At 36.1% G+C, this 25,432-nt stretch carries 25 protein-coding genes; 11 read left to right on the plus strand and 14 right to left on the minus strand.

All coding sequences use genetic code 11. From position 1 onward, the window contains the following. Positions 1 to 39: 39 nt before the first annotated feature. Genes ACFPVY_RS09305 through ACFPVY_RS09315 form a run of 3 tightly spaced genes read right to left on the minus strand, consistent with a single transcriptional unit; the run spans position 40 to position 5,463 of the window. Complete coding sequence (locus tag ACFPVY_RS09305) at positions 40 to 843, minus strand: hypothetical protein (RefSeq protein ID WP_379791703.1); 804 nt, start codon at positions 841 to 843, stop codon at positions 40 to 42. A 14-nt stretch (positions 844 to 857) separates the two neighbouring features. Beyond that, complete coding sequence (locus ACFPVY_RS09310; protein ID WP_379791704.1) at positions 858 to 2,348, minus strand: SusD/RagB family nutrient-binding outer membrane lipoprotein; 1,491 nt, start codon at positions 2,346 to 2,348, stop codon at positions 858 to 860. Positions 2,349 to 2,358: 10 nt separating this feature from the next. After that, the gene (locus ACFPVY_RS09315; RefSeq protein ID WP_379791706.1) at positions 2,359 to 5,463 is read right to left on the minus strand and encodes a SusC/RagA family TonB-linked outer membrane protein; all 3,105 of its coding nucleotides are present in this window, start codon (positions 5,461 to 5,463) and stop codon (positions 2,359 to 2,361) included. Positions 5,464 to 5,660: 197 nt separating this feature from the next. Here ACFPVY_RS09315 and ACFPVY_RS09320 point away from each other — a divergent pair, with 197 nt between their 5' ends. Beyond that, positions 5,661 to 6,287: a ribonuclease HII gene (locus ACFPVY_RS09320; protein WP_379791707.1), complete on the plus strand. Its 627-nt coding sequence runs from the start codon at positions 5,661 to 5,663 to the stop codon at positions 6,285 to 6,287. Here ACFPVY_RS09320 and lipB read toward each other — a convergent pair. Continuing rightward, positions 6,268 to 6,987, minus strand: coding sequence for a lipoyl(octanoyl) transferase LipB (lipB, locus tag ACFPVY_RS09325; protein WP_379791708.1), 720 nt, complete (start codon positions 6,985 to 6,987; stop codon positions 6,268 to 6,270). The genes ACFPVY_RS09320 and lipB overlap by 20 nt on opposite strands. Before the next feature lie 593 nt (positions 6,988 to 7,580). Between lipB and lysS the strand changes: the two genes are divergently transcribed. Further along, positions 7,581 to 9,278, plus strand: a complete 1,698-nt coding sequence (gene lysS, locus ACFPVY_RS09330) for a lysine--tRNA ligase (RefSeq protein ID WP_379791710.1) — start codon at positions 7,581 to 7,583, stop codon at positions 9,276 to 9,278. A gap of 145 nt (positions 9,279 to 9,423) precedes the next feature. Continuing rightward, positions 9,424 to 9,732: a hypothetical protein gene (locus ACFPVY_RS09335; protein WP_379791711.1), complete on the plus strand. Its 309-nt coding sequence runs from the start codon at positions 9,424 to 9,426 to the stop codon at positions 9,730 to 9,732. 43 nt (positions 9,733 to 9,775) lie between these two features. Here ACFPVY_RS09335 and ACFPVY_RS09340 read toward each other — a convergent pair whose 3' ends face one another. The 4 genes from ACFPVY_RS09340 to ACFPVY_RS09355 all read right to left on the minus strand — a co-directional run bounded on the left by ACFPVY_RS09340 (position 9,776) and on the right by ACFPVY_RS09355 (position 13,285). Continuing rightward, positions 9,776 to 10,729, minus strand: coding sequence for a transporter family protein (locus tag ACFPVY_RS09340; protein ID WP_379791712.1), 954 nt, complete (start codon positions 10,727 to 10,729; stop codon positions 9,776 to 9,778). Positions 10,730 to 10,731: 2 nt separating this feature from the next. Continuing rightward, positions 10,732 to 11,775 carry a cytochrome-c peroxidase gene (locus tag ACFPVY_RS09345; protein ID WP_379791714.1) on the minus strand — a complete coding sequence of 348 codons (1,044 nt, stop codon included), beginning with the start codon at positions 11,773 to 11,775 and terminating at the stop codon, positions 10,732 to 10,734. Between the two features lie 181 nt (positions 11,776 to 11,956). Beyond that, entirely contained in the window at positions 11,957 to 12,772 is an 816-nt protein-coding gene (locus ACFPVY_RS09350) for an MbnP family protein (RefSeq protein ID WP_379791716.1), read from the minus strand. A 138-nt stretch (positions 12,773 to 12,910) separates the two neighbouring features. Then, positions 12,911 to 13,285: a hypothetical protein gene (locus ACFPVY_RS09355; protein ID WP_379791717.1), complete on the minus strand. Its 375-nt coding sequence runs from the start codon at positions 13,283 to 13,285 to the stop codon at positions 12,911 to 12,913. A gap of 111 nt (positions 13,286 to 13,396) precedes the next feature. On the opposite strand from ACFPVY_RS09355, the gene ACFPVY_RS09360 reads away from it, so the two are divergent. Continuing rightward, positions 13,397 to 13,849, plus strand: a complete 453-nt coding sequence (locus ACFPVY_RS09360; protein WP_379791718.1) for a hypothetical protein — start codon at positions 13,397 to 13,399, stop codon at positions 13,847 to 13,849. Between the two features lie 100 nt (positions 13,850 to 13,949). Then, positions 13,950 to 14,276: a hypothetical protein gene (locus ACFPVY_RS09365; protein WP_379791719.1), complete on the plus strand. Its 327-nt coding sequence runs from the start codon at positions 13,950 to 13,952 to the stop codon at positions 14,274 to 14,276. A 48-nt stretch (positions 14,277 to 14,324) separates the two neighbouring features. Here ACFPVY_RS09365 and hemL read toward each other — a convergent pair whose 3' ends face one another. Further along, the gene (gene hemL, locus ACFPVY_RS09370; protein WP_379791720.1) at positions 14,325 to 15,611 is read right to left on the minus strand and encodes a glutamate-1-semialdehyde 2,1-aminomutase; all 1,287 of its coding nucleotides are present in this window, start codon (positions 15,609 to 15,611) and stop codon (positions 14,325 to 14,327) included. 104 nt (positions 15,612 to 15,715) lie between these two features. Between hemL and ACFPVY_RS09375 the strand changes: the two genes are divergently transcribed. Beyond that, positions 15,716 to 15,856 (plus strand): hypothetical protein, encoded by a 141-nt coding sequence (locus ACFPVY_RS09375; RefSeq protein ID WP_379791721.1) that lies wholly within the window; start codon positions 15,716 to 15,718, stop codon positions 15,854 to 15,856. On the opposite strand, the gene ACFPVY_RS09380 is transcribed toward ACFPVY_RS09375, so the two are convergent. The 3 genes from ACFPVY_RS09380 to ACFPVY_RS09390 are packed head-to-tail and all read right to left on the minus strand — an operon-like array spanning position 15,849 to position 17,952. Next, positions 15,849 to 16,724: a glucosaminidase domain-containing protein gene (locus ACFPVY_RS09380; protein WP_379791723.1), complete on the minus strand. Its 876-nt coding sequence runs from the start codon at positions 16,722 to 16,724 to the stop codon at positions 15,849 to 15,851. The genes ACFPVY_RS09375 and ACFPVY_RS09380 overlap by 8 nt on opposite strands. Further along, positions 16,717 to 17,619, minus strand: a complete 903-nt coding sequence (locus ACFPVY_RS09385) for a 1-aminocyclopropane-1-carboxylate deaminase/D-cysteine desulfhydrase (RefSeq protein WP_379791724.1) — start codon at positions 17,617 to 17,619, stop codon at positions 16,717 to 16,719. Before ACFPVY_RS09385 ends, ACFPVY_RS09380 begins: the two co-directional genes overlap by 8 nt. A 6-nt stretch (positions 17,620 to 17,625) precedes the next feature. Continuing rightward, entirely contained in the window at positions 17,626 to 17,952 is a 327-nt protein-coding gene (locus tag ACFPVY_RS09390; protein ID WP_379791725.1) for a hypothetical protein, read from the minus strand. Between the two features lie 28 nt (positions 17,953 to 17,980). Here ACFPVY_RS09390 and ACFPVY_RS09395 point away from each other — a divergent pair, with 28 nt between their 5' ends. The 4 genes from ACFPVY_RS09395 to ACFPVY_RS09410 all read left to right on the plus strand — a co-directional run bounded on the left by ACFPVY_RS09395 (position 17,981) and on the right by ACFPVY_RS09410 (position 22,900). After that, a complete protein-coding gene (locus tag ACFPVY_RS09395; RefSeq protein WP_379791726.1) occupies positions 17,981 to 18,163 on the plus strand; it encodes a DUF5522 domain-containing protein in 183 nt (60 codons plus the stop codon). Between the two features lie 117 nt (positions 18,164 to 18,280). After that, entirely contained in the window at positions 18,281 to 20,263 is a 1,983-nt protein-coding gene (locus ACFPVY_RS09400; RefSeq protein WP_379791727.1) for a urocanate hydratase, read from the plus strand. 218 nt (positions 20,264 to 20,481) lie between these two features. Next, positions 20,482 to 21,018 carry a DUF4136 domain-containing protein gene (locus ACFPVY_RS09405; RefSeq protein WP_379791728.1) on the plus strand — a complete coding sequence of 179 codons (537 nt, stop codon included), beginning with the start codon at positions 20,482 to 20,484 and terminating at the stop codon, positions 21,016 to 21,018. A 124-nt stretch (positions 21,019 to 21,142) separates the two neighbouring features. Beyond that, positions 21,143 to 22,900 (plus strand): aromatic amino acid hydroxylase, encoded by a 1,758-nt coding sequence (locus tag ACFPVY_RS09410; protein WP_379791729.1) that lies wholly within the window; start codon positions 21,143 to 21,145, stop codon positions 22,898 to 22,900. A 96-nt stretch (positions 22,901 to 22,996) separates the two neighbouring features. On the opposite strand, the gene ACFPVY_RS09415 is transcribed toward ACFPVY_RS09410, so the two are convergent. Together ACFPVY_RS09415 and ACFPVY_RS09420 are read right to left on the minus strand one after the other, a co-directional pair. Then, positions 22,997 to 23,608, minus strand: a complete 612-nt coding sequence (locus tag ACFPVY_RS09415) for a DUF4230 domain-containing protein (protein ID WP_379791730.1) — start codon at positions 23,606 to 23,608, stop codon at positions 22,997 to 22,999. Between the two features lie 81 nt (positions 23,609 to 23,689). Further along, complete coding sequence (locus tag ACFPVY_RS09420; protein ID WP_379791731.1) at positions 23,690 to 24,646, minus strand: GSCFA domain-containing protein; 957 nt, start codon at positions 24,644 to 24,646, stop codon at positions 23,690 to 23,692. A 296-nt stretch (positions 24,647 to 24,942) separates the two neighbouring features. Here ACFPVY_RS09420 and ACFPVY_RS09425 point away from each other — a divergent pair, with 296 nt between their 5' ends. Beyond that, on the plus strand, positions 24,943 to 25,365 hold the full coding sequence (locus tag ACFPVY_RS09425; RefSeq protein ID WP_379791732.1) for an SRPBCC domain-containing protein: 423 nt from the start codon (positions 24,943 to 24,945) through the stop codon (positions 25,363 to 25,365). Positions 25,366 to 25,432 lie beyond the last annotated feature (67 nt).

The following is a 25,432-nucleotide window of genomic DNA, read 5'->3' on the forward strand; positions in this document are numbered from 1 at the left end:
AAACATAAAGCATGGAAGCTTTATGTTTCTTTTATAAAATTAATTTACTTTAAATGCAGTTATAGTCCTATCTACAATAGCTACTCCAGTTACATTGATTCCTGTAAACAACAAGTTACCATTTGGCTGAACAGTACCTACTGGCATTGCTGTAGTAGTTCCATAAAGCGGGTTAGCCGCTTGAAATTGCCAATTAGTCATAGTTAAGTTATCACATACATCAGAAAATTCAAACCAATATATAGCTGTGAAAAATGGAAATTGTGTAGCTCTATAAACTCCAGGAGAAAGCTCAGATATAGTGAAATAAGCTGGACCTGTAGTATAATTCCAATAGTATTGACCAGCTAAATCAGAAAAACAAGCAGCTACTAATGTTAAAGTAACCGTGCTTCTGTTTGTTGCCAAAACAACACCATTATCAGAAACAACAGATGTCAAGTTGATCACGACAGTTTTGTCATCACCAACAACAAGTGCATCAGTATTTACAGTAATTGGAATAACTGTTGAAAGTGATCCTGCAGGAATAACTACATTTGAAGCAGAACTTACAAAATCAAACTCTACTCCAGCTGTTGCAGTACTTGTAGAAGCTAATTCCCAATTTACTGTAACATTTGCAGAAGATGGCAATCCTTGATTACCGCCAATTACGTTAACAGGAATAGAATAAGGTTTTACTTCTCCATCAGTAACGAAATTTGCAGCAAGTGTAGGAGCTGAAAATCCAACTAAAACAGATGAACCTCCACCTATTTGCTCGACATTATCATCTACAACGCAAGAAACGCTGATAAGTGATCCGAGTGTCAATGCTAAAAATAATTTAATTTTTTTCATGATAATTTATTTTTTTAGTTACCCCAAAATGGACTAGTGGTGAAAGCGTCATCTTGAGTTTGGTTAGGAACATTAGCTGTGTTAGCTACATATTCTGAAGCTGGATACAAAAGTCTTCTTGGTTTAGCAGGCTTCAAAGCTGTAATTGCCAATGGAACAACTGGGAATCCAGTACGTGTGAATTCAATATATGATTCAACACCATTAATACCATTTAAAGCAATCCATTTTTGAGTCATGATCGCTTCAATTTTATTTGAAGAACCATCCCAACCAATTTTATTTACAGTATTACTAGCAGCAATATAAGTATTGTATTGAGCAGTTGTTAAACCTAAAAGAGTATAAGAAGACTCAATACCACTTTGAAACAAAGCTTTAGCATCACCTGGTAATAAATTTTTAAGTGCTGCTTCTGATTGCAAAAAGTAACTTTCTGCAGCAGTAAAGATATAACCATCTTGTGCTGAATTTTTGATTAATCCAGGTCCGATTTGAGATAAATCTGAAGGGCTATTAGCACCAATCTCTCCTTGAACTACTCCTGTATAAGTACCATCATCGGCTAAACCATAGATTCTTGAAAGTCTTGTATCTAAAACACCAGTAGTTGTTCCATTCAAAAATTCAACTGCAAATTGCGTTGCAACAGTAGACTCTCTTCCACTACGTGGTGTAGTTTCATTAATTTGGAATCCGTAAGTACCATAAAAAGGATTTTGTCTCTCATTAGATGAGTTAGAATATCCAGGATTAATTACAACGTCTTCAGTAATGAACTCAGCATTTGCAGCAACAAGTTCTTGAAATTCGCTTGCTACATAAGAAGAACTTGCTCCTAAATCAGACTCTCTAATCAAAAGTCTCATTTTAATAGTGTTTGCAAGTTTAATCCAGTTATCCATATCACCTTGAAAGATAACATCTTCTCCTCCAACAGCCTTAGTGTTAGCTGGAGCATTTTGAATCAATGCAACTGCATCCTCTAATTGGATTACTAAATCTCTGTAGATAGCTTGATCGTCATCATACTTAGGCGTAGGATTAGTTACATCATGTGCTTCTGAATAAGGAATATCACCATATAAATCAACTAAATATTGAAAATAGAATGATTTCATGATTTTAGAGATAGCCTTATGATTGTCATAATCAGCACTTGGGTAGTCAATGATATCTTGATATGTCAAAGTTGACATATAAAAATTCTCCCAGATTCTAGCATAGAAAGTATTATTGATATCCAAGTTAAACTCAGTAACATAAATTCCTGTAAAAGCGTTTACGTTACCTCCCCAGTTATTCATAAATAAATTACCAAGTGTGTTTGGACGTACTGCAAACTCTCTAAATGGCTGCGTTAACGCACCAGGAAGAGAAAGCTCAGGAGCAACCGCCTCCGCAATTGGATTGTTTGGACTGTCATTTATATCTATATAGTCATCGCAAGAACTTAACCCTAAAACTAGGACTAATGACCATAAATGTATTTTATATTTTTTCATAAATTTTTAATTAAAATGTTAAGTTAAGACTGAAACCATAGCTTCTTGTGTTTGGATATTGGTTTGTACCATTACCTCCAGAACGACTTGTTCCACTTGCTAAACCAACAGCGTTTCCATTATTGATAGAGTTTTCTGGATCATCATATCCTCTGTTCTCTTTTGGAAGTGTTGTGAAAGGATTTCTAGCTTGAACTCCAAAACGTACTGAATCAAGACCAGTTCTATCCAAGAATTTAGTAGGCAAAGCATAGCTTAATGCCAACTCTCTAACTCTAAATGCTGTTGCATCTAAAACAAAATTCTCATCTAAAGTTGAGTATTGTCCTGTAATGTATTGTTGGTAAGAAGCATAAGACGTTCCACCTGTTACAACAGAAGTATTCTCAGTATAAACTCCAGGAGCTGTTTGAACAGATGAGTTAGGGAAAATAAATCCGTTACGTCCGTTTTCAGCAGTTTCTGTTAAGTATCCAAATTGAGCCAAAGTATATTTTGTACCTGAATAATATTGGTGACCTGTTCTATAGTCAAGAGTTCCAGAAAGACGCAAACCTTTATAGTCAAATGAAGTATTTAATCCTAAGATATAATCAGGAGTTGTTTTACCTAATTTAATTGGAGCAGTTGTTCTTTGTGGAGTACCATCAGCACCAACAATTACACGTCCTTCATCATCACGCAAGTAACCAATACCAGTAATAATTGGATATTCTTCACCTTTTGTTGCAGTAATACCATAAGTTCCATAAGGAGAGTAGATTGAAACAGAATCAGAGAAATCAGTTACTTTTTCAATCATAGTTTTACTACGAGAATAGCTCAATTTTAAGTTCCATACAAAATCTTCAGTTTTGATTGGAGTAAATCCTAAATCAAGAATATAGTTTTCTGAACTAGTTTCTCCAATATTTGTAAACAAGTTTGGATTTCCAGAAGCATAAGAAGATGATACGCTTGTAATCAAGTCAGTATTTTTCGCTTTGTTATATGAAGCATCAATTGTAATTCTGTTATCAAAGAAACCTAAGCTAGCAGAAATCTCTTTAGTCAAATAAAACTCAGGTCTGATGTTTGGATCTGTTAATGAGTTATAACGAACTGTCGGATCTAAGTTTGGCACATAAGAGTTCATTCCATCAAATGGGAAACCTGTTGCTTGAACATAACCACGATTAACAGCATAAGCAGCAACGTCAGCATTACCTACTTTAACAACTGCAGCAGCTATTTTCAAATAAGATAAGAAATCACCTTTTAATCCATCAATTGCATTTGTAGCTACGAAAGACAAACCTGCTGATGGATAGAAATAACTATTATTATCTTTAGACAAATAAGAAACAGTTTCTTGTCTTCCTGTAACGTTTAAAAACAAATAATTTTTGTAAGACAAATCTAAGTTACCAAAGAAAGCATATTTACGAGTTCTAGTGTACGTATTAGAACCATTAATTGCACTTGAAACGTTGCTAATGTTATACAAACCAGGAACTGACAAACCAGTACCGCTAACCGCAGTTTGAGTAGTCAATCTATCTTGGATGTTATTTCCTAAATTCACTTTCAAATTAAGATCATCAGTTAAATCATAATCAAAATTCAAGAATAAATCTCCATAAAAGTTTCTAGAAGTATTATTTGAAGTTGCGAATGCAGAAATAATAGAACTATCGCTAAGTTGATAAACATCTACATAATCGTTAGTATATGACAAACTTCTATTTTGAATAAAGTTAACATTTGCATTGTATGCAACATTGATATTTTTATTGATATCATATTGAACTCTTCCAATTGCAGCCACAACATCAGAATTTGTCATTGCTCTTTGATTATCACGAGTCCAGTAAGGGCTTGCGTTATAGTAAGAATAACCGTGCTCATTACCTCCATTAGCAAACAAATTCAACGGAATATTTGTTGGCGTTTGCAAAAGGCTATAATAAAGACCAGAATCAGTTTGCTTAGTTTTTGAAGTGATATAAGTAACGTTTCCATCAACTGTCCATTTACCTGCTTTTTTACCTGCTCTTAAGATAAACGAACTTCTTTTAAGTTCATCACCATCAATGATAAAGTCATTTTTAAGGTTATTTGCAGAGAAAAACAAGTGAGAATTCTCATCACCTGATGATAAAGACACACCATTTTGGTAAAGCATTCCTGTTTTAAAGAAATCTTTAATGTTATCACTTCCTCTTGAAGAGTAAGGCAACATTAAATAATTACCATCTTCTTGTGGCAAACCTGTTGGTTGCAAAGAACCATTAAACTCAGGACCCCAAGCACCATTCTCATAAGAATAATGTTGACCATCCCAACCTTGACCATATCTTGTTTGTCTTTCTGGCAAGTAAGCAACCTCAGTAAAATCTAAAGAGGTAGTAACATTTACAGTCATTTTACCTGATCTAGATCCTTTTTTTGTTGTTACGATAACCACACCATTGATACCATCAGATCCATAAAGAGCCCCACCTTGAGCACCTTTTAAGATGTTCATAGACTCAATAGACTCAGGAGGCAAAGATGATAAGATTGAAGCAGAAGAAATAGCCCCATCAATTACCACTAAAGCTTGATTATTACCAGTAATTGACTTAGCAGCACCAATAACAATTCTCAAAGTTGGATTAACAGAAGTATTAGTAGTGTTAATTTGCACACCTGATACTTTACCTGTTAAACCTTGAAGAACGTTCGGGTTACCCGCTTGAGTTAACTCTCTAGCTTTTACAACCTCTTGAACAGAAGTAATTGCATTTTGAGACTTTCTAATATTAAGGGCTCCTGTTACAACAACTTCCCCAATATCTACTCCTCCTTCAACTAATGAAGAATTAATAACAGAAGAAGCGCCAATTGTAGCCTCTTTTGCAGCAAAACCTATATAAGTAAATACAAGAACTTCCCCTGTACTTGCTTTGATGGAATATTTACCATCAATATCCGTCTGCGTGCCACGCGTTGTACCCTTAACAGTTACGCTAGCACCAGGCAAAGGTCCTGTTTGATCAGACACAACACCTGTAACAGTTTTCTCCTGTGCGAACGAAAACTGCATTGAAAACGCTAATAATAGCGTAAAAATCCATTTGAACTTCGATCTCATATTTAATTTATTTGAGTTAGTTATCCTGCAAACTTCTTAATAATTTCTTAATTAAACAAATATTACTTCGGAATAATGAGCGTTTAAATGTTAAATTATAAGTTTACAGACTTGATTGAGATGCTTAATTTGAATATTAGATTCCTTATTATTAGAAAGGTTGCGTGAATTTTTTATAAATTTGGAAAAAAAACTGAATGTTAAGCATAAGTTATACTAATCTTAAATTTGAATGCGGAACAGACGAAGCTGGAAGAGGTTGCTTGGCCGGCCCTGTAACTGCCGCAGCATTAATTTTACCAAAAGATTTTATAAACGAAACGCTAAATGACTCCAAACAGCTTTCAGAAAAAAATCGTGATTTATTAAGACCAATCATTGAAGAAAACGCGCTTTGCTATTCTGTTACTCACATTGAACCGCTGATAATCGACGAAATAAACATTTTGAACGCCTCAATTCACGCCATGCAAGAGTGTATCAAAAAATTAAATCCAATACCTAATTATATAATAGTCGACGGAAACCGTTTCAAGCCCGTAGAAAATATTCCGCACAGTTGCATCATAAAAGGTGACAGCAAATTTCTAAGCATTGCCGCCGCTTCGGTTTTAGCAAAAACCTACCGCGATGATTATATGAATAAGATTCACGAAGAATTTCCAATGTACAACTGGAAACAAAATAAAGGCTACCCCACGAAAGAACATCGCGAGGCCATCAGAAAATATGGCACCACAAAATACCACAGAATGTCGTTTAGACTTTTGCCAGAACAACTTGAATTAGATTTTATCGAAGAAATTAAACCGTCGCTTCCTTAAAAGTCACAAATTCTGCTTCAAAAAGCTCAGAAAAATATTTTTTAATCTTTTCCTTCACTTCCACTTCATCTACTTTTTCAACACCAAGTTCTACATTTAAAGTAGAAACCGCCTTGCCACGAATGCCACACGGAATAATATTGTCAAAATAACCCAAGTCAGCATTTACATTCAGCGCAAAACCGTGCATTGTTACCCAGCGCGAAGCCCGAACGCCCATCGCACAAATTTTTCGAGCAAACGGAGTTCCCACACCAAGCCAAACTCCAGTTTCGCCTTCGCTTCTTGTACCTACTATATTATAGTCGGCCAAAACGCGAATAATAACTTCTTCAAGAAAGCGCAAATATTTATGAATATCAGTGAAAAAATTTTCCAAGTCTAAAATTGGGTAACCCACAATTTGTCCGGGTCCGTGATACGTAATATCACCACCACGATTAATTTTATAAAAAGTCGCCCCTTTCGCCTCAAGCTGTTTTTCGCTCAGCAAAAGATTGGTAAGATCTCCGCTTTTCCCCAAAGTATAAACGTGCGGATGTTCCACGAAAAGAAAATAATTCGGTGTTTCTAAATCAAGCTCCTCGCGCCTATTTCTGATTTTCAAATCAACAATGTCTTTAAAAAGTTCCTCCTGATATTCCCAAGTCTCTTTGTAGTCTTTCTGACCCAAATCCAAAAGCTGAATTTTCTTGTTCATTTTTCTCGCACTTTATGAACCACAAAGTTACAAACTAATATCCTTAAATATACCATAACGTTTTTTTTGGAAGCGATTGATCAGTGAAGTTCCAGCAATCCATTTTCCCGCTTTCTGCAGTAGCTTTTCTCCGTACCGGAATAAAAGGCTACTGCCGCCAATCGGGGCTATTCAGCAATTCATGGCTCTGATGCAGTTTGTCGATTTTGATTGTCTTTTTTTTAATCTATTTTTGTCATTCCGACGAAGGAGGAATCTCTTCAATATTTGCCAACAGCGGAGATTCCTCCTTCGTCGGAATGACAAGTTACCTCGAAACGACGGTTTTTTGATTCCAATTGTCCCAAAAGCCTACAAAAACAAAAGACCATTCTCCCCTAGCCCTGATGCTGGAATTGTTTGAGCTCTTAATGCTGTGACCAAACAGCATTAAAGCGAGTTCCTGCAGCAGGAAAATGGTTTTAAAAACTTACTGTCGATTCGCTTCAAAAAAAGAAAAATAACTTTTTAAAATGGTCTTGTGACTTTCTGACATTTGACTTTCTGACTTTGCAACTTATTAACTATCTTTGCAGCCTTAAAATTAACACGATATGCAACTTTCAGAGCAAGAAATCATCAGAAGAGAAAAATTGGGCAAGTTGAGAGAACTCGGCATCAACCCTTATCCGGCAAATTTGTTTCCAGTGAACCACACTTCGAAACAGGTCAAGGAAACTTTTGAAGAAGGCAAGAAAGTGATCGTTGCAGGCCGTGTGATGAGCACCAGAATTCAAGGGAAAGCGTCATTCGCATCGTTGCAAGACAGCGAAGGCCGTGTTCAAATTTACATCAACCGTGACGAAATTTGTCCGGGCGATGATAAAGATTTATACAATGAAGTTTTCAAAAAACTGATCGATTTAGGCGACTTTATCGGTGTGGAAGGCGAATTATTTATAACGCAAGTTGGTGAAAAATCTATCCGCGTGAGCAATTTTACGCTTTTGAGCAAAACATTGCGTCCGCTGCCATTGCCAAAAACAGATGCTGACGGAAATATCCACGACGGTTTTACGGATCCTGAATTGCGTTACCGCCAGCGTTATGTGGACTTAGTGGTAAATCCGCAGGTGAAAGAAGTTTTCGTGAAAAGAACAAAATTGTTCAACGCGATGCGTACTTTTTTCAACACGGCTGGTTATATGGAAGTGGAAACTCCGGTTTTACAATCGATTCCTGGTGGAGCGGCAGCGCGTCCGTTTATCACGCACCACAATTCTTTGGATATTCCTTTATATATGAGAATTGCGAACGAATTATATCTAAAAAGATTGATTGTTGGTGGTTTTGACGGCGTGTATGAGTTTTCGAAAAACTTCAGAAATGAAGGAATGGACAGAACGCACAATCCAGAATTTACAGCGATGGAAATTTATGTAGCTTACAAAGACTACAACTGGATGATGAAATTTACAGAAAATTTATTGGATTATTGCGCCAACGAAGTAAACGGAACTTCTGACGTCACTTTTGGCGAACACCAAGTAAGTTTCAAGGCGCCGTATGCGAGAGTTACAATGACCGATGCCATCATAAAATACACCGGTTTCGATATTTCAGGAAAAACGGAACAAGAAATTTTTGAAGCTGCACGCGGGATGGGAATTGCCGTTGACGCAACAATGGGGAAAGGAAAATTAATCGACGAAATCTTCGGAGAAAAATGCGAAGGAAACTTCATCCAGCCAACATTCATCACGGATTATCCGAAGGAAATGAGTCCGCTTTGTAAAGAACACAGAGATAATCCTGAGTTGACAGAGCGTTTTGAGTTGATGATTTGCGGTAAAGAAGTAGCAAACGCTTATTCTGAATTGAATGACCCGATTGATCAAAGAGAGCGTTTTGAGGCACAAATGCAATTGTCAGAAAGAGGCGATGATGAAGCAACAGGAATTATAGACAATGACTTTTTAAGAGCTTTAGAATACGGAATGCCTCCGACTTCTGGATTAGGAATTGGAATGGACCGTTTGATAATGTTCTTGACAAATAACGCATCAATTCAAGAAGTTTTATTCTTCCCGCAAATGCGACCTGAGAAAAAAGCGGTTGAATTATCAGAAGAAGAAAAAGGAATTATCGAAATTTTGAAAGCAAACGAGAATGCAATGAACTTAAATTCATTGAAAGCAAATGCTGGCTTGAGCGGAAAAAAATGGGACGCCGCAATGAAAGGTCTTGCTAAACATGCTTTAGTGAAAGTGGCTGTGAATGGCGAAGATAAGATTGCAGAATACGTAGGATAATTTTTTTCCAAAACAAATAGATAGCAGAAATCGAGAGATTTCTGCTTTTTTTATTAAACCTAATAGTTAAAAATCAAAAAATATTTGTTTTTTTAGTAAAATGAAGTAGTTTTGATGTTCTATAAACTACTAATAATAAATGATGATGAAAAAAATACTTGCTACTTTCGTTTTATTCTTGGCATTTTCGATCAATGCAAATGCTCAATATGAAAAATCTTTAAGCGATGTTGTTGCGTTAAAAGCAGCCGTAAAAATCGATGATTCTTCAGAAAATACGCTTCAGTCTATTTTTTATGACAAGCATAAATTTTTGATGCAGGATAATCTTACTGAACAAATGAAAAACGAAAAATTTCAAGATACTGAAAAAAGACTTGAAGCTGCTCTTCAGCCAGCTGAATTTAAAAAATTGAAAGAAAATCAAGAGTTATACAAAAGATTGACTCGTTAATATGAAAAAAGGGAACCTTGATCAAGGTTCCCTTTTTTTTTGCTTACAAAGAATAATTCAAATTTATTGACCATCGATAATTGGCCTCCACTCTTCCGCCGGTTAAATTTTGGCTAATCGGAAGCATTGCGCTTACACCGATTGAAAATCGTTCAATTCCTGCTTCGATTCCTAATTTTCCGAAAAGAATGTCGCCTTTTGTGTCACGAACGTCTTCTCCATAAATTTGGTTTGTATCATAAACTTCGCCTGCAATTCCCGCTTGTGGAACTAACTTGAAACTTTCTTTTTCCAATTCATAAAAAACGGCAGTTCCATAATTAAATTGGTTCCCAAATTGATAATAGTCTTGATTTTCAGTTTTAAATGTATAATTCAACATTGAATTTAAGCCTATATTTTTTCGTTTTAAAACGTGCTCAATTGCTAAAATATAATCCCAACTTCCAGTTCCAACTTGAAAACTCGGATTGACACTTCCTTTATTTTCAGCATCATATTTTCCGGTTGGCGCTTTAATTCCACCGCCAATTTGCAACTGATTATAGAAAACTGCAGAATCTTTTTTGGTTTGTAAAATCGTGTAAAAACCTAAAATGGTAATATCGCCCAAACCGTCAATATTTTGTTTTCCGGTAGAAAGTTCGCGGTTGTGAAAATGATACGGTACCAATGCCGAGACTTGGATTTTCTCCGTAATTGGAACCCTCGCCCAAACTTGAATCGTATTAAAATTTTCATCAATCCACGGCGAATTATTAAAAAGTCCGTCACGGCTTGAATAGCCTTGATTCATATATCGAATTCCGATGAAATTTTGGTTCAACATCGAACTAAAACCCATTCCTCCACCGCTTGCTGAACAGCCACAAGCATCACAATCTTCTTCAAAAAGGAAACGTTCGTATTTTTTAAAACTATTTTGAATGGTATCTTCTAAAGATTTTGCCGAAACGATTTGCGTTGCAAAAAGCAACAAGAAAATATATTTTTTCATAATTAGGTTTGGAAATAAAATAACGGATTATTGATATATTCTTCATCCGTCAAGGTTTTCAAAAAGGCGATAATTACTTCTTTTTCGGAAGCTGAAATTTGGATTCCCAATATACCATTTTGATTTAAAATTGGGTCTAAATTTTCGGAATGCGAAACTCCATTAGTATAAAAATTCAAAACCGATTGAAGCGAGCCAAATCTTCCGTCGTGCATGTATGGCGCGGTCAATTCGATATTTCGCAAGCTTGGAACTTTAAATTTGTAACGGTCAGATTCAAAACCAGTAACCACTTCCCTGCCCAAATCATTTAAATTTGGATTTGGAGGCAAACCGTTATTTTTAAAGGAATTATCCGTAAATAAATCGGTAGCATGGCACGAAGCACATTTACTTTGAAACAAACTCAAGCCTTGCAATTCTTGAGCATTTAAACTTCCGCCCGATTCATTTCTGATGTATTTGTCATATCTGGAATTACTGGAAACCATCATTGTCATAAACTGCCCTAAGGCTTTCAGCATATTTCCTGTGGTAATTTCGCCGTTATCAAAAGCTTGGCTGAAGAGTTTCACGTATGCTGGGTCTTGTTTCAACTTTTGGACAATATTTGGCAACGTTTCGTCCATTTCCACGGGATTATGGATGGGAACGATGGAAATCATTTCCAGAGAATTTGAAGCTCCATCATAAAAATAATCGGTTTGGAACGCCAAGTTTTGAATGGCTGGCGCATTTCTGTTTCCGATTAAATTATCGATTCCGTGGCTGAAATCGTGGCCGTGATGCGTGAATGCTGACGATTGTTCGTGGCAAAAAGCGCAGGAAACTGTTCCGTCGCGGGATAATCTGCCATCATAAAATAGTTTTCTTCCGAGTTCAAAACCTTTTTTGGTGGGATAATTCAGGGAAATATCTTGTGCCAAATTTGGAAAATTATCTGGAATATTGAAATCTAAATTTTCGTTGATTTCTATGTAATCGCTGTCATCATTTTGGCACGAAAAGAACGCAAAAGTGATGATGAAAAAGATTGTTTTTTTCATAAAGTGTGAGCGTTTTGTGAGTCACTGCCCCAGATGGACGCGGAAACCCCGGAACTCAAAAAGCTATTTTTTCTTGCCTCAAAAAAGCGACCGGAGGAAGCTCTTTTTGTGGTAAAGAAAAAAAGCTTTTTGAGTGAGGAGTTGTAGCAAACAGCTGGATCAGGCCCAAATGAAAATCATTTTAATGTTCTGCTCCGCCGGCATGAACGTGGTCCACGACGAACATCGAAGTCGTGTTTGAAGCGATGGAAATCAGCTTTTCGCCACCCATAATTGCAGCAGAAGTTCCGGCTGGATTCATGGCTTCAGAAAGCTTGATTTTTGTGTTTCCGTCCAAGATTTTATTGGCGTCTGCGATAAAGTGAACGCTTGGCGATTCTGTGGTTCTCACGCGCGCTGTGTTTGGCAAAGTAACCGTTATTTCTCTGTAATTATCAGTCGCGGTGTTGCTTCCTTGGTGCACTTGAAAGGTCTTTTCTCCGACTAAAGTTGGAGTTGTGAAACTCCCTTCGAAACTGATGAATTTGTAGCCCGTTGACCAAGTCCAAGTTAAATTATTGGCGTCGGCGATGTCCCAAAAACTCTGTTGTGCCGTTTCGCCCTGAAGGTAGCGCTGTTGATCAACGCCTAGGCCAAATCTGATTTTTGTGTAGTTTCCAGCAGGAATATTTTCGAGGTGAATTGTGTTTAGTTGCGCTTCTTCACTGATAACGAAATATGAACTTTCTTTGTCATAAACTACTTCGGTTCCGTCGTCTTTTATCAAGACAAAATTGCTTAAGATATAACTAAATCGGTTGATTTTTAGCGTTTCGTTATTTGAATTTGTATAGGTTGAAGCGCCTAAAATCAAGTCGTCTCCGCTCACAGAATTATCAAAATAGAGTTCCATTTCTCCGTTCCCAGAAGCAATTTGCGAATCGTCATCGCTTGAACAAGACGCTAAAAATGAAGTCATTGCCAAAATGGCGAAAATATTTTTTATAGAAAATTTCATTGTTTTATTTTTAAAAAAGTTTTGCGTAAAATTTTCCTCCAAAGCATTTGTTTGGAGAAATAATTAATTTTTCTGCATAGCATTATCAGGAACATTTCCAGAAACGAAAAGGTACCAAATTGCTTTGCTAAACTATTTTTAAGAAATAAAAGATGGTGGGTGAAAAAACGTTTTGCAATTTAAATGAGAATATAAATTGCTATAAACTGAAGTGTTTTGATTGTCAAACACAATCGAGTTTTGTTCAATCGCAAAAGTATTTAGTTCCTCGATGAATAAAATTTCGACTTCAGAATGGTGATTTTTTTTATCAGAGGAAGTTGGTTTTTCGTCTTCAGAAGCTTTTGCCAATTCTTTCATCAAGTGACATTTTCCGTTACACTGAAGTTCTGGTTTTTCTTTATTGACACAAAGGACTTCGGAAATATATTGATAGTCAAAAACATATTGAAAAACCGGAACAATCGGCTTCACCAACATCATAAATGCAACTATGAACAGATATTTTTTCACTTGTGCAAAGGTAAGTCACAATCACAAATAAATCTAAAAATTTCGATAGAATTAAACCTTTTTCTTTTTATGCAGTCTTATCTCCAAACTAAAAATTTAAAACGAAGAATTATGAAAAAAATGTTTATGATTGCAATTATGATGATTGGATTTTCATCGTTTGCACAAGAAAAAATGATTAGCGAAAACAAGCCACAAAGACACGAAAGAGGCGATGTTCCTCAGATGGAGAAATTTACGCCCGAGCAAAGAAAACAATTGCAATTAAAAAAAATGACTTTGGCATTAGATTTGAATAGTAATCAACAGAAGGAAATGGAAAAAATTATTTCTGAACAATCTGCTAAACGAGAAGCCAAAATGGCGGAAAGAAAAGCTTCAAAAGAGTCTAAAAAAGAATTGACTGCCGACGCACGCTTTGCCATGGAAAACCAAAGGCTCGACGAACAAATCGCCACGAAAGCCAGAGTGAAAAAGATTTTAAACGCTGAACAATTTGAAAAATGGGAAAAAATGAAAGCCCAAAGACATCATAAAGGCGGAAAGAAATTTCACAAAAAGTAATTGAATGGTGAAAATAAGCCGATTGCGATAATTTAATTTTGATGTTTTGTTCAAATGATTTAGATTTGACATTCTATAAACTAGACTAAACCAAATTACCATGAAAAAAATAATTGCTCTTTTGACTTTATTCTTTGCTTTTACATTTAACGTTTCTGCACAAGATGCATCGAAAGTTAATGAACTTGCTAAAAAGGACGTTGCATTACTTTCAACAATTGTAAAAGTTAGTCCACAAGCTCAAGCAAAATTGAGCGAGGCTTTTTTGAGAAAACATGAGGTATACACTCAGGGAAATCTTTCTGAAGAAAGAAAAAAAATTGTAGCTAAATCTATCGATGCGAAATTGAGAGCTACTTTAAGCGCTGACGAAATGACTAAACTGCAAGCAAATGCCGAAGTTTACAAACAGTTGACTCAAAATTAATTTATCAAGAATAAAAAAAAGGCTTTCCGATCGGAAAGCCTTTTTTATTTAGAATTCTTTTGAAATTTTGTCGATTGCGTTTATCGTAAAATCTAAGTCTTCATAACTCAAAGCATCAGTGATAAACCAAGTTTCATAAGCAGATGGCGCAATGTAAACGCCTTCTTTTAATAATCCGTGGAAGAATTTTTTGAAGGTTTCGTTGTCTCCTTTTGAAGCAGATTGTAAGTCAGTTACAGACGCTTCGTCAAAATGTACCGAAATCATCGAACCAACTCTATTGATCGTAAATTTCACGTTATTAGCGGTTAACTTTTCAGCAATTCCTTTTTCTAAGTAAGCTGTTTTTTGGTCTAATCTTTCGAAAATTGCTGGTTCAGAATTTAATGCTTTCAACATTTCTAATCCGGCAGCCATCGCCAACGGATTTCCTGACAACGTTCCCGCTTGATAAACCGGACCTAACGGTGCCAAATAATTCATTATTTCATTTCTTGCAGCAAAAGCACCAACTGGCAATCCGCCACCGATTACTTTTCCGAACGCGACAATATCAGCTTTGATGCCAAATAATTCTTGCGCACCACCTTTTGCAAGACGAAATCCTGTCATTACTTCATCAAAAATCAATAACGTTCCGTTTTCATCGCAAAGCATTCTTAAAGCTTCCAAAAACCCTTTCTGTGGTGGAATACAACCCATATTTCCGGCGACAGGTTCAATGATAATCGCCGCAATTTCATTTTTATTTGATTCAAATAATTCTTTTACGCTATTTAGATCATTGTATTTTGCCAGTAAAGTATCTTTTGCTGTTCCCTTCGTAACTCCAGGACTATTTGGCGTTCCAAAAGTCATTCCGCCACTACCCGCTTGAATCAAAAACGAATCAGAATGTCCGTGATAACAGCCTGCAAATTTGACGATTTTATCTCTATTTGTAAATCCCCTGGCCAAGCGGATGGCACTCATACAAGCTTCTGTACCTGAATTCACAAAACGGATTTTGTCAATATTTGGAACCATTGAAACCGCTAATTCTGCAATCTCAGTTTCAAGCGCAGTAGGCATTCCGAAGGAGGTTCCCAGTTTTGCTCTTTCGATAACTGCGTTTACAACTGGTTCAAAAGCATGGCCCAAAATCATTGGTCCCCAAGAATTTATATAGTCGATTAATTTGTTTCCGTCTTCGTCAAAAAGATAAGCACCTTTGGCAGATTTGACAAAAATTGGCGTTCCGCCAACGCCTTTAAATGCGCGAACTGGAGAATTTACGCCACCCGGAATTACTTTTTCAGCTTCAGCAAAAAGCTGACTGCTTCTTTGATATAACATAATGTATTTTTAGAAGTTGCAAAGGCACAAAGTTACAAAGTTGAATTCTTTTGCGATGCTAATTTGTAGTTAAGTTTGGAGGGACAAAGATTCCAAAAGATAAAATGGTTTGTCAAATAGCCCCGATTGGCGGCAGTAGCTTTTTCTTCCGATTTTTCATCGGAGAAAAACTACTGCAGAAAGCGGGAAAATGGATTGCTGAAAATGCCTTAACTTTCGCTTCTAAGAAGAAAAAAATTATTTAACTTTTATCGATTGTCCGATTGAAATGGCGTTATCGGACATATTATTGAGTCGTTTTAAATCATCAACGGTCGTACCAAAACGCTTGGAAATGGAATACAACGTATCGCCCTTTGAAACTTCGTAATAACCTTCTCCTGAGCTGGTTGGCCTTGGTTTTGGAGCTGAAGCAATCGGCTGACTTTTGGTAATTGGCGTGTAATTTGTGCCTAAAACCTCAGCGTCATATTGGTGCAAATTGTAACGTTCGATGTAGCTGATCAATTTGTCTGGATATTTTGGATCTGTGGCGTAACCGGCGGCTTTAAGGCCTTTTGCCCAAGCTTCGTAATCTCCTTTTTCCAACTTAAAAAGATTGGCGTAACGGCTTCTTCCTGTCAAAAATTCGGCATGGTCGCGGTAAGATTCTGCTGGATCTTTGTATTTTCTGAAACATTCTTGAGACGCGTCGTCATCGTGGCGCACGCTTTCTCCTTCCCAACCTGTGTGGCATTTTATACCAAAATGATTGTTGGCATTTTTACTCAAAGTTCCAGAACCAGCGCCAGATTCCAAAATTCCTTGGGCCAAAATAATACTTGCAGGAATTCCATATTGCTTCATATTTCCTTTGGCGATGTCTTTAAATTGTGCCACATAATTGTTCACCACGTCACTGTAAACCACCGTTCTTGAAGTCGATTCTATGACTTCTGTAGTCCTGTCGTTTGAAGAATTCGATTTTGAAGAAGACGTTTTTGAAGCTGTTGGTTTTCTGGTTACAACAGTTTTCTTTGGTTTATAAGCTGTTTTTTTTGATCGTGATGACTTTGAAGAACCGCAACTCACCAACGTTGCGATTGCCAATAGAAATAAGATTTTTTTAAACATTTGTGGTTATTTTGGGTAATTGTTTTTTTGCTAATAATTGGTTCATCCCTTGAATTCCCTGCAATCCGCCGGTGTGAATCATCAAAATTTTTGAATTGGCTGGAAAATAATTTTTATCGATTAAATCTAAAACGCCAAACGCCATCTTGCTTGTATAAACGGGGTCTAATGGAATTTTATTACTCTCACTGAAATTATTTATGAAATTAATAAGCTCTAAATTTACTTTTCCGTAGCCTCCAAAATGGTAATCTGTAATCAATTGCCAATTATCGGTTTTTGCAAACTTACAAATTTCTTCTTGCAAGAAGTCACCTTTTAAGGCTGGAAATCCTAAAACTTTTTGATTTGGCAAAGCCGAATTAATTAATCCGGAAATAGTTCCACCGGTTCCAACAGCGCAGCAGATGTAATCAAATTGGGAATCTTCTTTAGTTAAAATTTCTTCGCAACCTTTTATGGCCAAATCATTTGTGCCACCTTCTGGAATCAGGTAAAAGCTTCCAAATTTTTGTTTTAATTGGTCGATGAATTCTGGTTTTTCTTTATTGGAATAATCATTTCTTGACACAAAATCAAACTGCATTCCGTTTTCTTGAGCAAATTTTAAAGTCGGATTTTCTTGAATTTTATGGCGTAATTCATCACCACGAATGATTCCGATGGTTTTGAAATTATTTTCTTTTCCGGCAAAAGCGACGGCTGCGATATGGTTTGAAAATGCTCCTCCAAAAGTCAGCAAAGTGTCTTGGTTTTCAACTTTTGCTTGGAGCAAATTATATTTCAATTTTCTAAATTTATTTCCCGAAACAAACGGATGAATCAGGTCTTCTCGACGAATCGCGACCGTAATTCCGTTTTTTTGAGCGGGAAGACATTCTGTTGGGATTTCCAAAATATATTAAATGTAATTTTTAAATTTCCAGAACGGACGCGTTTTCAAATAATCTAAATTTCGTTCATTATCATAAGCTTCTCTTTCAAAACTAATATTTCGATAGGCTTTATTTCGGTCTTTAAATTGAACCAATCGTATTAAATATTCCAGAAAATAAAGCACAAAAAACGGCAAAATTAAAAGTTCTAATTGCTGACGAATGTGGATTCTTTCGTGATTCAAAAGCACTTTATTTTCTTTGTCTAAAAAATCCCTAATGATAACAAAAGGAAAAAGCGTCAGTCCGCGATAACCTTTCGGAATTAAATATTTAGAAACGATTAGAAACATTAATTATAAAGTTTATATTTTTGCTATTATGAATGAGCAAAATAATGAAAATAAATTAAAAGAAGGCGAAGATTTTTATTATACTCCCGAAGGCTACAAATGTTTTACGGAGAAATTTCATCTGAAACGCGGTTATTGCTGCAAAAGCGGATGCCGTCATTGCCCGTATGGATTTGATAAAAAAACAGGCTCTAACAAAAGGACATCTTAGTATTTTAGACTTGTTAGACACTTTAGACTTAAGTAAATTGAAAAATAATTTCGATAAAACATATTGCGTTGCTTCCTTAGAAAGTTAGCAACTCTTAACCTCAGCAACTTTAAAAAAATGACTTTCAAAGAACAAATACAACAAGGAATTCCGTCGATTTTACCGGAACCAAAACCTTATGAAACGGATATAAATCACGCTCCAAAGCGAAAAGAAATTCTTTCTGACGAAGAGAAAAAACTGGCTTTAAGAAATGCGTTGCGTTATTTTGAACCAAAAGATCACCCGGTTTTAGTTCCAGAATTTTTGGAAGAACTAAATACCTACGGGAGAATTTACATGTATCGCTTGCGTCCGGATTACAAAATGTATGCGCGACCGATTGAAGAATATCCAGGAAAATCAGAACAGGCAAAAGCCATTATGCTGATGATCCAAAACAACTTGGATTATGCCGTGGCGCAACATCCGCATGAGCTAATAACTTATGGCGGAAACGGTGCCGTTTTCTCAAACTGGGCGCAATATCTTCTGACGATGAAATATCTTTCAGAAATGACTGACGAGCAGACTTTGACGATGTATTCTGGACATCCGATGGGATTATTTCCTTCGCACAAAGAAGCACCAAGAGTTGTGGTGACAAACGGAATGGTGATTCCGAATTATTCAAAACCAGATGATTGGGAAAAATTCAATGCGTTGGGAGTTTCACAATATGGGCAAATGACCGCGGGAAGTTATATGTATATTGGTCCGCAAGGAATTGTGCACGGAACGACAATCACGGTTTTAAACGGATTTAGAAAGATAAAAAAATCTCCGACCGGCGGTTTATTTGCAACTTCTGGCTTGGGAGGAATGTCTGGCGCACAGCCAAAAGCCGGAAATATTGCTGGATGCGTGACGGTTTGTGCCGAAGTAAATCCAAAAATTACCAAAATTCGTCATGAACAAGGTTGGGTAAATGAAATTGTTGAAAACATTGAGGATTTGGTTCCAAGAGTCAAAAAAGCTTTGGAAAATAAAGAAGTGATTTCGATAGCTTATTTAGGAAATGTGGTAGATGTTTGGGAGCGTTTTGACCAAGAAAATTTACATATCGATTTGGGTTCTGACCAAACTTCGCTTCACAATCCGTGGGCTGGTGGTTATTATCCGATTGGCCACACTTTTGAGGAATCAAACGAAATGATGGCAAATAATCCGGAGAAATTTAAGGAGGAAGTTCAAAAAACTTTGCGTCGCCACGCTGATGCGATTAACAAACACACGGCAAAAGGAACTTATTTCTTTGATTATGGAAACGCTTTTTTACTAGAAGCTTCTCGTGCCGGAGCTGATGTTTTTGCTAAAAACGGAATTGACTTCAAGTATCCGAGTTATGTTCAAGACATTATGGGACCAATGTGTTTTGACTATGGATTTGGGCCTTTTCGATGGGTTTGTGCTTCGGGAAAACCAGAAGATTTAGCAAAAACTGATGCTATCGCCTTGCAAGTTTTGGAAGAAATGAAGAAAAATTCTCCGGAAGAAATCCAACAGCAAATGCAGGATAATATCCAATGGATAAAAGGCGCTCAAGAAAACAAATTGGTGGTTGGCTCGCAAGCCAGAATTTTATACGCGGATGCGGAAGGAAGAATTAAAATTGCCGAAGCTTTTAACCAAGCGATTGCAAAAGGTGAAATCGGTTACGTAATTTTAGGTCGTGACCACCACGATGTTTCTGGAACGGATTCTCCTTACAGAGAAACTTCAAATATTTATGACGGATCAAAATTCACGGCTGATATGGCGATTCAAAACGTTATTGGAGATAGTTTCAGAGGCGCTACTTGGGTTTCAATTCACAATGGCGGTGGCGTCGGTTGGGGCGAGGTTATAAATGGCGGTTTTGGTATGGTTCTTGATGGTTCTACAGAAGCTTCAAGACGCTTGCAATCAATGCTTTTCTGGGACGTGAACAACGGAATTTCACGAAGAAACTGGGCAAGAAACGACGAAGCTATTTTTGCAATTAAAAGAGCCATGCAAACGCAACCTTTATTAAAAGTTACCATCCCTAATAAAGTGGACGATGCGCTCTTAAATTTTTAATATTTTCTTTTAAATATGTCGAAATTGAATAGCATATCATTAATGTTCATGGGGCTTGGATTTTTTATTTTGGGCTTAGTTTTTGAAAATATTTATTTGAAAATAACATTGCTTTTTTTGGCCGCCGTTTTAAACATAGCCGCTGCAATAAAAAGTTTTAAAGACAAGAAAAACAAACGCTTTTGATATAAAACATTTACTTTTAAACATGATTTGCTATGAAAACGATTAAATTTTTACCATTGCTTTTTCTCTTTGTATTGGCCTCCTGCTCTTCTGTGAGAGTGGCTTCTGACTTTGATAAAAACGCTGATTTTAACCAATACAAGACTTACGCTTTTTACAAATCTGGAATTGACAAAGTTGAAATTTCTGATTTAGATAAAAGAAGAATTTTGCAAGCAATTGATACAGAATTGGCCTCAAAAGGATTTACGAAAAGTGAAAATCCAGATTTATTGATTAATATTTTTACCAAGTCAAGACAGCAAGTTGACATCAACCAATTCAATGCGGGTTGGGGTTACGGCTGGGGTTGGGGTTGGAATCCTTGGATGTGGGGCGGAAACAATACTTCTGTTTCAACTTCTACGGAAGGAACACTTTACATTGACCTTGTCGACGCCAAAAAGAAAGAACTTGTTTGGCAAGGCGAGGGAATTGGCGTATTGACTCAAAATATGAATAAAAAAGACGAGCGAATTCAAGAATTTGTTCAAAAGATATTGGCGAAATATCCGCCAGAGAAAAAATAATTTCCTGCAAACTTACCCCAAAAAAGCCATGGAGAAATCTGTGGCTTTTTTATTATTTTACATTTTTTAAGACTCATTTCGTTTAAAGATTTGTAAATTTACCGAAACTACAACGTTTGAAAATATGGACGCAAAAATTGAAAGCAACCCGCTAATAGACAGACTTCCTGAACATTTAAAGCAATTTATAAAACCACAGGATTATGCAGATTACACACCGATAAATCAAGCGGTTTGGCGCTATGTGATGCGTAAAAACGTCGATTATCTTTCAAAAGTAGCACACAATTCTTATCTCGACGGTTTAAAAAAGACCGGTCTTGAGATAGAAAATATTCCAAATATGTATGGCATGAACCGAATTTTGAAGGAAATTGGTTGGGCTGCCGTCGCCGTTGACGGATTTATTCCGCCAAATGCTTTTATGGAATTCCAGGCTTATAATGTCTTGGTAATCGCTTCAGATATCAGACAATTAGAACACATTGAATACACTCCAGCGCCAGATATTATTCACGAAGGCGCCGGCCACGCTCCCATTATTGCCAATCCAGAATATGCTGAATATTTGAGACGTTTTGGCGAAATTGGTTGCAAAGCGATTTCTTCTGCTCACGATTATGAAATGTATGAAGCCGTTCGTTTACTTTCAATTTTAAAGGAAGCCGAAGGAACGCCGCAAAGCGAAATTGACGCTATCGAGAAAAAAGTCGACGATTTGCAAAACAATATGGGCGAATTATCTGAAATGGCTTTGATCAGAAATCTGCATTGGTGGACTGTGGAATATGGCTTGATTGGAGATTTGAACAACCCAAAAATTTATGGCGCCGGATTGCTTTCTTCTATCGGAGAAAGTGCTTGGTGCATGACCGATAACGTGAAGAAAATTCCGTATGATATCGAAGCTGCTTATCAAAATTTTGACATTACAAAACCGCAACCGCAGTTATTTGTAACGCCAGATTTTGCACAATTAAGTTCTGTTTTAGAGGAATTTGCAAATACAATGGCGCTTCGAACCGGAGGTCTTTCTGGATTAGAAAAATTGAAAGAATCAAATGCTTTAGGAACAATTGAATTGAGTACTGGAATCCAAATTTCAGGGGTCTTGACTAACGTAATTGAACACGAAGGAAAACCCGTTTATGTCCAAACCACCGGAAAAACGGCGTTATCTTACAGAGAAAAAGAATTAGTTGGACACGCAACTTCTTATCATTCTGAAGGTTTTGGAAGCCCAATCGGGAAATTAAAAGGAATTAATTTGGCCATTGAAGATATGAGTCCGAGGGATTTGCAAGCGTATGCAATTTACGAAGGCGAACGCGTGACTTTAGAATTTCAAGGCGATATTACCATTTCGGGAGAAATTATTACCGGAACTCGAAATATTCAGGGAAAAATCATTTTGATCAGCTTTAAAGATTGCACCGTTACGCACAACGACACCGTTTTATTCCAGCCAGAATGGGGAATTTATGACATGGCTGTTGGTAAAAAAGTGGTTTCGGCATTTTCTGGTCCGGCTGATGTGAGAAGTTTTGACTTAATCAATCACGTTCCGTCAAGTACGACAATTAAGGCGAAGAAAAGCGACGAAAGGGAAGAATTAGAAAGTCTTTATTTGAATATCAGAAATATTCGTGAAGGAAAAACATCGTTTATGACGATTGAAAAAACTTTTGAAAATCTAATCGAAAATCATCCAAAAGATTGGCTTTTGGCTGTAGAAATTGCAGAACTTTTAGACAAAGAAAATGAAACCGAATTGCTTCAAAAAGTGATTTTATACTTAGAAAAACAAAAACAAAACCGTCCTGAAATTGCTCATTTGATTTCTGGCGGATTAGAGTTGATCTTTGAGAAAGAAAGTGTTTAAAAGATTGCAGGTTGCAGATATTAGAAAACAGAACCGCAGATTCGCAGATTTTAAAATATGAAATTTTAGAATAATCTGCAAATCTGCGGTTTATTTTTAAAGCAAAACTTTGTCTAAAGATTCTTCATTCACGGTTTCGCCTTCATATTTCAGCGTCCAGCCCATTGAATTTGTGGTAATTAAAATCTTTGAAAGCTCGCTGATCAATCGATTTTTTGCGTTTGATTTCAACGTAGATTTTTCAATTTTCTTAGCCAAATTTGCTTTCACCGTTTTATTTATTTTGTTGTAATCATCGCCAGTAAACGGATTCATTCGGCTTTGATTCACGTCATAAAACTTAATATCTGGATTGATTTTTATTTCTTCCTTTGGAATATATGTAATCGTAATCGTTTTATTTTTTTCGTCGATATCATATTTCATTTGGCGCAAATCATAAGCTACAGTTACATCGGCGTTAACAATAACCAGCGCCTTTTTCTCGAAAGAAACCATATCCATCAAATACTTATCTTGGTCTTTATATGTCAAAACCTCAGCAAAATGGCCTTCGGTTACGATCAATTTCCCCACATTTACAATACGCTCTTGGATTAAATTGGTATCATATTCGATTGTTTCGCCATCATTTTTTTTAAATTCACAAAAGCGAAAAGCCAAAAAGATTACCACTATAATTCCAACAAAAATGAGTATTCTGCGCATAAGTTTTTTTATAAAGTTATCGAATTAAAAGTTAGTCTGTTTTAATTTTGTCCTAAATTGCAACAATTAAGCCAAACTAAATTAGAATTTCATAAACGGAAATTGGCGTTGCAAAACCGAAATTTGCTGTTGCAATTTCGCCAAAAAAATCAAATGCTGTTCAGATTCTGCATTAAACGGACGGTGATTTAAACCTTTTTGGATATTTTCAACTTCTTGCAAAACAGAAAATGCTTCCTCAGAAATCCAAGTTTCAGAAAAACGATTCCAGATATAATCAATCGCAGTTTGGTTTGGATGAATCATATCTTCGGCATAAAATCTATAATCTCGAAGCTCGTCCATCATAATTTCATAGCTGGGAAAATAAGAAGTGTTCAGATTGCAGTGTTCAGATTGCAGTGTTTGATGTAAAGCTGAAATAAGATTTGCCTTGCTCCACTGGTTTTCCACAAAACCGTCTTTTATGTGACGAACCGGCGAAATCGTGAAGACGATTTTTGCTTTTTTATTTACCGAAGAAATCTTGTCAATAATTTTGTCCAAACTACTTTTTATGTCTTCCACCGAAAGCAATTCCTTTTTAAATTGATTTTGTGACACTTTATGGCAATTGGCTACAACTGAATTAGTCTCAACCTTTCTGTAAATCCACGAAGTTCCTAGTGTGATTATAATATGGGAACTTTCGGCCAAATCATTGTACAAACTTTTTAAATTTACGTTAAGCGTTTTTAAAAATTGTGCCTCATCAGAAGCGCTCAAATCAGAATGAACATCAAACGAATGCCAACGTTCATTATGAAAAAAAATATCTTCTTTAGAAAATTCATCCTTAAGAATTGCCTTCGAAATAATTTTTTCCAAAGCCAAAGGATGAAATAAAATTCCAAACGGATTGACGCTATTTTGGAATTTATAGCGCTCAAATTTCTCTCCAATATTTACCGCAAAACATGATCCCAATGATACAATTTTTGAATTGTAATCAATCTGGCGATTGCTTTTTTTGATTGGAATTGGCGTTGTAAATTGCATTTTTTTATAAAGTTCAGAGTTACAAAGATAGAATTTTCATATGAAATCATATCCTTTGAATTTGTACACAAGTTACATTTTCGAGTAAATTCTATCCGTTTTCTGCAGCGAGCCAATTTTTAATCTCGCCGAAAAATAACTACGTTTGAAAGAATTGGACTTACTACAATTAAATATTTTTTAGAAGAATCAAATAGAAAAGGCATTCAGATTATAAAATTTGTATGAAATTTCAATCGTCAAAACCATTTTTTCGCTAAATTTACAAACCTAAACTATCCCCAAAGTTAGGAACCATGGAAAATCAAAAACGAATTATAACAATTGAAACCAGCATAAATGCGCCCATTGAAAAAGTTTGGGAAAGTGCCACTTTAAGCAAACATATTAAGAACTGGATTTTCGCTTCAGACGATTGGCATTCTCCAGGAGCAGAAAATAACCCAAATGACGGCGGTACTTTTTCTGTAAAAATGGCTTCAAAAGATGGTAGCATGAACTATGATTATGAAGGTAAATACAAATCGATCATAACTCACAAAAAAATAGAATATGAAATTTCGGAAGGTCGAGAAGTCAAGCTCTTGTTTGAAGAAATAGACCAGTTTATAAACGTTACTCTTACATTTAATCCAGAAATTCAGAATCCTTACGAACTTCAACAAAATCTTTGGCAAGCGATTTTAGACAATTTCAAAAAATATACAGAAACACTTTAAATAAAAAAACCACAACATAATAGTTGTGGTTTTTTGTTATCTGCAAACTGAAGTCTGCTACCTAAAA

The sequence above is a fragment of the Flavobacterium qiangtangense genome, assembly GCF_042658345.1.
Taxonomy (GTDB): Bacteria; Bacteroidota; Bacteroidia; order Flavobacteriales; family Flavobacteriaceae; genus Flavobacterium; species Flavobacterium qiangtangense.

Bases quoted from the DNA above. Each gene is read 5' to 3' on its own strand.
- ACFPVY_RS09395 (WP_379791726.1), top strand. From the start codon at position 17,981: ATGAATGAGCAAAATAATGAAAATAAATTAAAAGAAGGCGAAGATTTT.
- lysS (WP_379791710.1), top strand. From the start codon at position 7,581: ATGCAACTTTCAGAGCAAGAAATCATCAGAAGAGAAAAATTGGGCAAG.
- ACFPVY_RS09315 (WP_379791706.1), bottom strand. From the start codon at position 5,463: ATGAGATCGAAGTTCAAATGGATTTTTACGCTATTATTAGCGTTTTCA.
- hemL (WP_379791720.1), bottom strand. From the start codon at position 15,611: ATGTTATATCAAAGAAGCAGTCAGCTTTTTGCTGAAGCTGAAAAAGTA.
- ACFPVY_RS09380 (WP_379791723.1), bottom strand. From the start codon at position 16,724: ATGTTTAAAAAAATCTTATTTCTATTGGCAATCGCAACGTTGGTGAGT.
- ACFPVY_RS09400 (WP_379791727.1), top strand. From the start codon at position 18,281: ATGACTTTCAAAGAACAAATACAACAAGGAATTCCGTCGATTTTACCG.
- ACFPVY_RS09410 (WP_379791729.1), top strand. From the start codon at position 21,143: ATGGACGCAAAAATTGAAAGCAACCCGCTAATAGACAGACTTCCTGAA.
- ACFPVY_RS09425 (WP_379791732.1), top strand. From the start codon at position 24,943: ATGGAAAATCAAAAACGAATTATAACAATTGAAACCAGCATAAATGCG.
- ACFPVY_RS09335 (WP_379791711.1), top strand. From the start codon at position 9,424: ATGAAAAAAATACTTGCTACTTTCGTTTTATTCTTGGCATTTTCGATC.
- ACFPVY_RS09360 (WP_379791718.1), top strand. From the start codon at position 13,397: ATGAAAAAAATGTTTATGATTGCAATTATGATGATTGGATTTTCATCG.
- ACFPVY_RS09405 (WP_379791728.1), top strand. From the start codon at position 20,482: ATGAAAACGATTAAATTTTTACCATTGCTTTTTCTCTTTGTATTGGCC.
- ACFPVY_RS09320 (WP_379791707.1), top strand. From the start codon at position 5,661: ATGTTAAGCATAAGTTATACTAATCTTAAATTTGAATGCGGAACAGAC.
- ACFPVY_RS09305 (WP_379791703.1), bottom strand. From the start codon at position 843: ATGAAAAAAATTAAATTATTTTTAGCATTGACACTCGGATCACTTATC.
- ACFPVY_RS09310 (WP_379791704.1), bottom strand. From the start codon at position 2,348: ATGAAAAAATATAAAATACATTTATGGTCATTAGTCCTAGTTTTAGGG.
- ACFPVY_RS09345 (WP_379791714.1), bottom strand. From the start codon at position 11,775: ATGAAAAAAACAATCTTTTTCATCATCACTTTTGCGTTCTTTTCGTGC.
- ACFPVY_RS09350 (WP_379791716.1), bottom strand. From the start codon at position 12,772: ATGAAATTTTCTATAAAAAATATTTTCGCCATTTTGGCAATGACTTCA.
- lipB (WP_379791708.1), bottom strand. From the start codon at position 6,987: ATGAACAAGAAAATTCAGCTTTTGGATTTGGGTCAGAAAGACTACAAA.
- ACFPVY_RS09375 (WP_379791721.1), top strand. From the start codon at position 15,716: ATGGTTTGTCAAATAGCCCCGATTGGCGGCAGTAGCTTTTTCTTCCGA.
- ACFPVY_RS09340 (WP_379791712.1), bottom strand. From the start codon at position 10,729: ATGAAAAAATATATTTTCTTGTTGCTTTTTGCAACGCAAATCGTTTCG.
- ACFPVY_RS09420 (WP_379791731.1), bottom strand. From the start codon at position 24,646: ATGCAATTTACAACGCCAATTCCAATCAAAAAAAGCAATCGCCAGATT.
- ACFPVY_RS09415 (WP_379791730.1), bottom strand. From the start codon at position 23,608: ATGCGCAGAATACTCATTTTTGTTGGAATTATAGTGGTAATCTTTTTG.
- ACFPVY_RS09365 (WP_379791719.1), top strand. From the start codon at position 13,950: ATGAAAAAAATAATTGCTCTTTTGACTTTATTCTTTGCTTTTACATTT.
- ACFPVY_RS09390 (WP_379791725.1), bottom strand. From the start codon at position 17,952: ATGTTTCTAATCGTTTCTAAATATTTAATTCCGAAAGGTTATCGCGGA.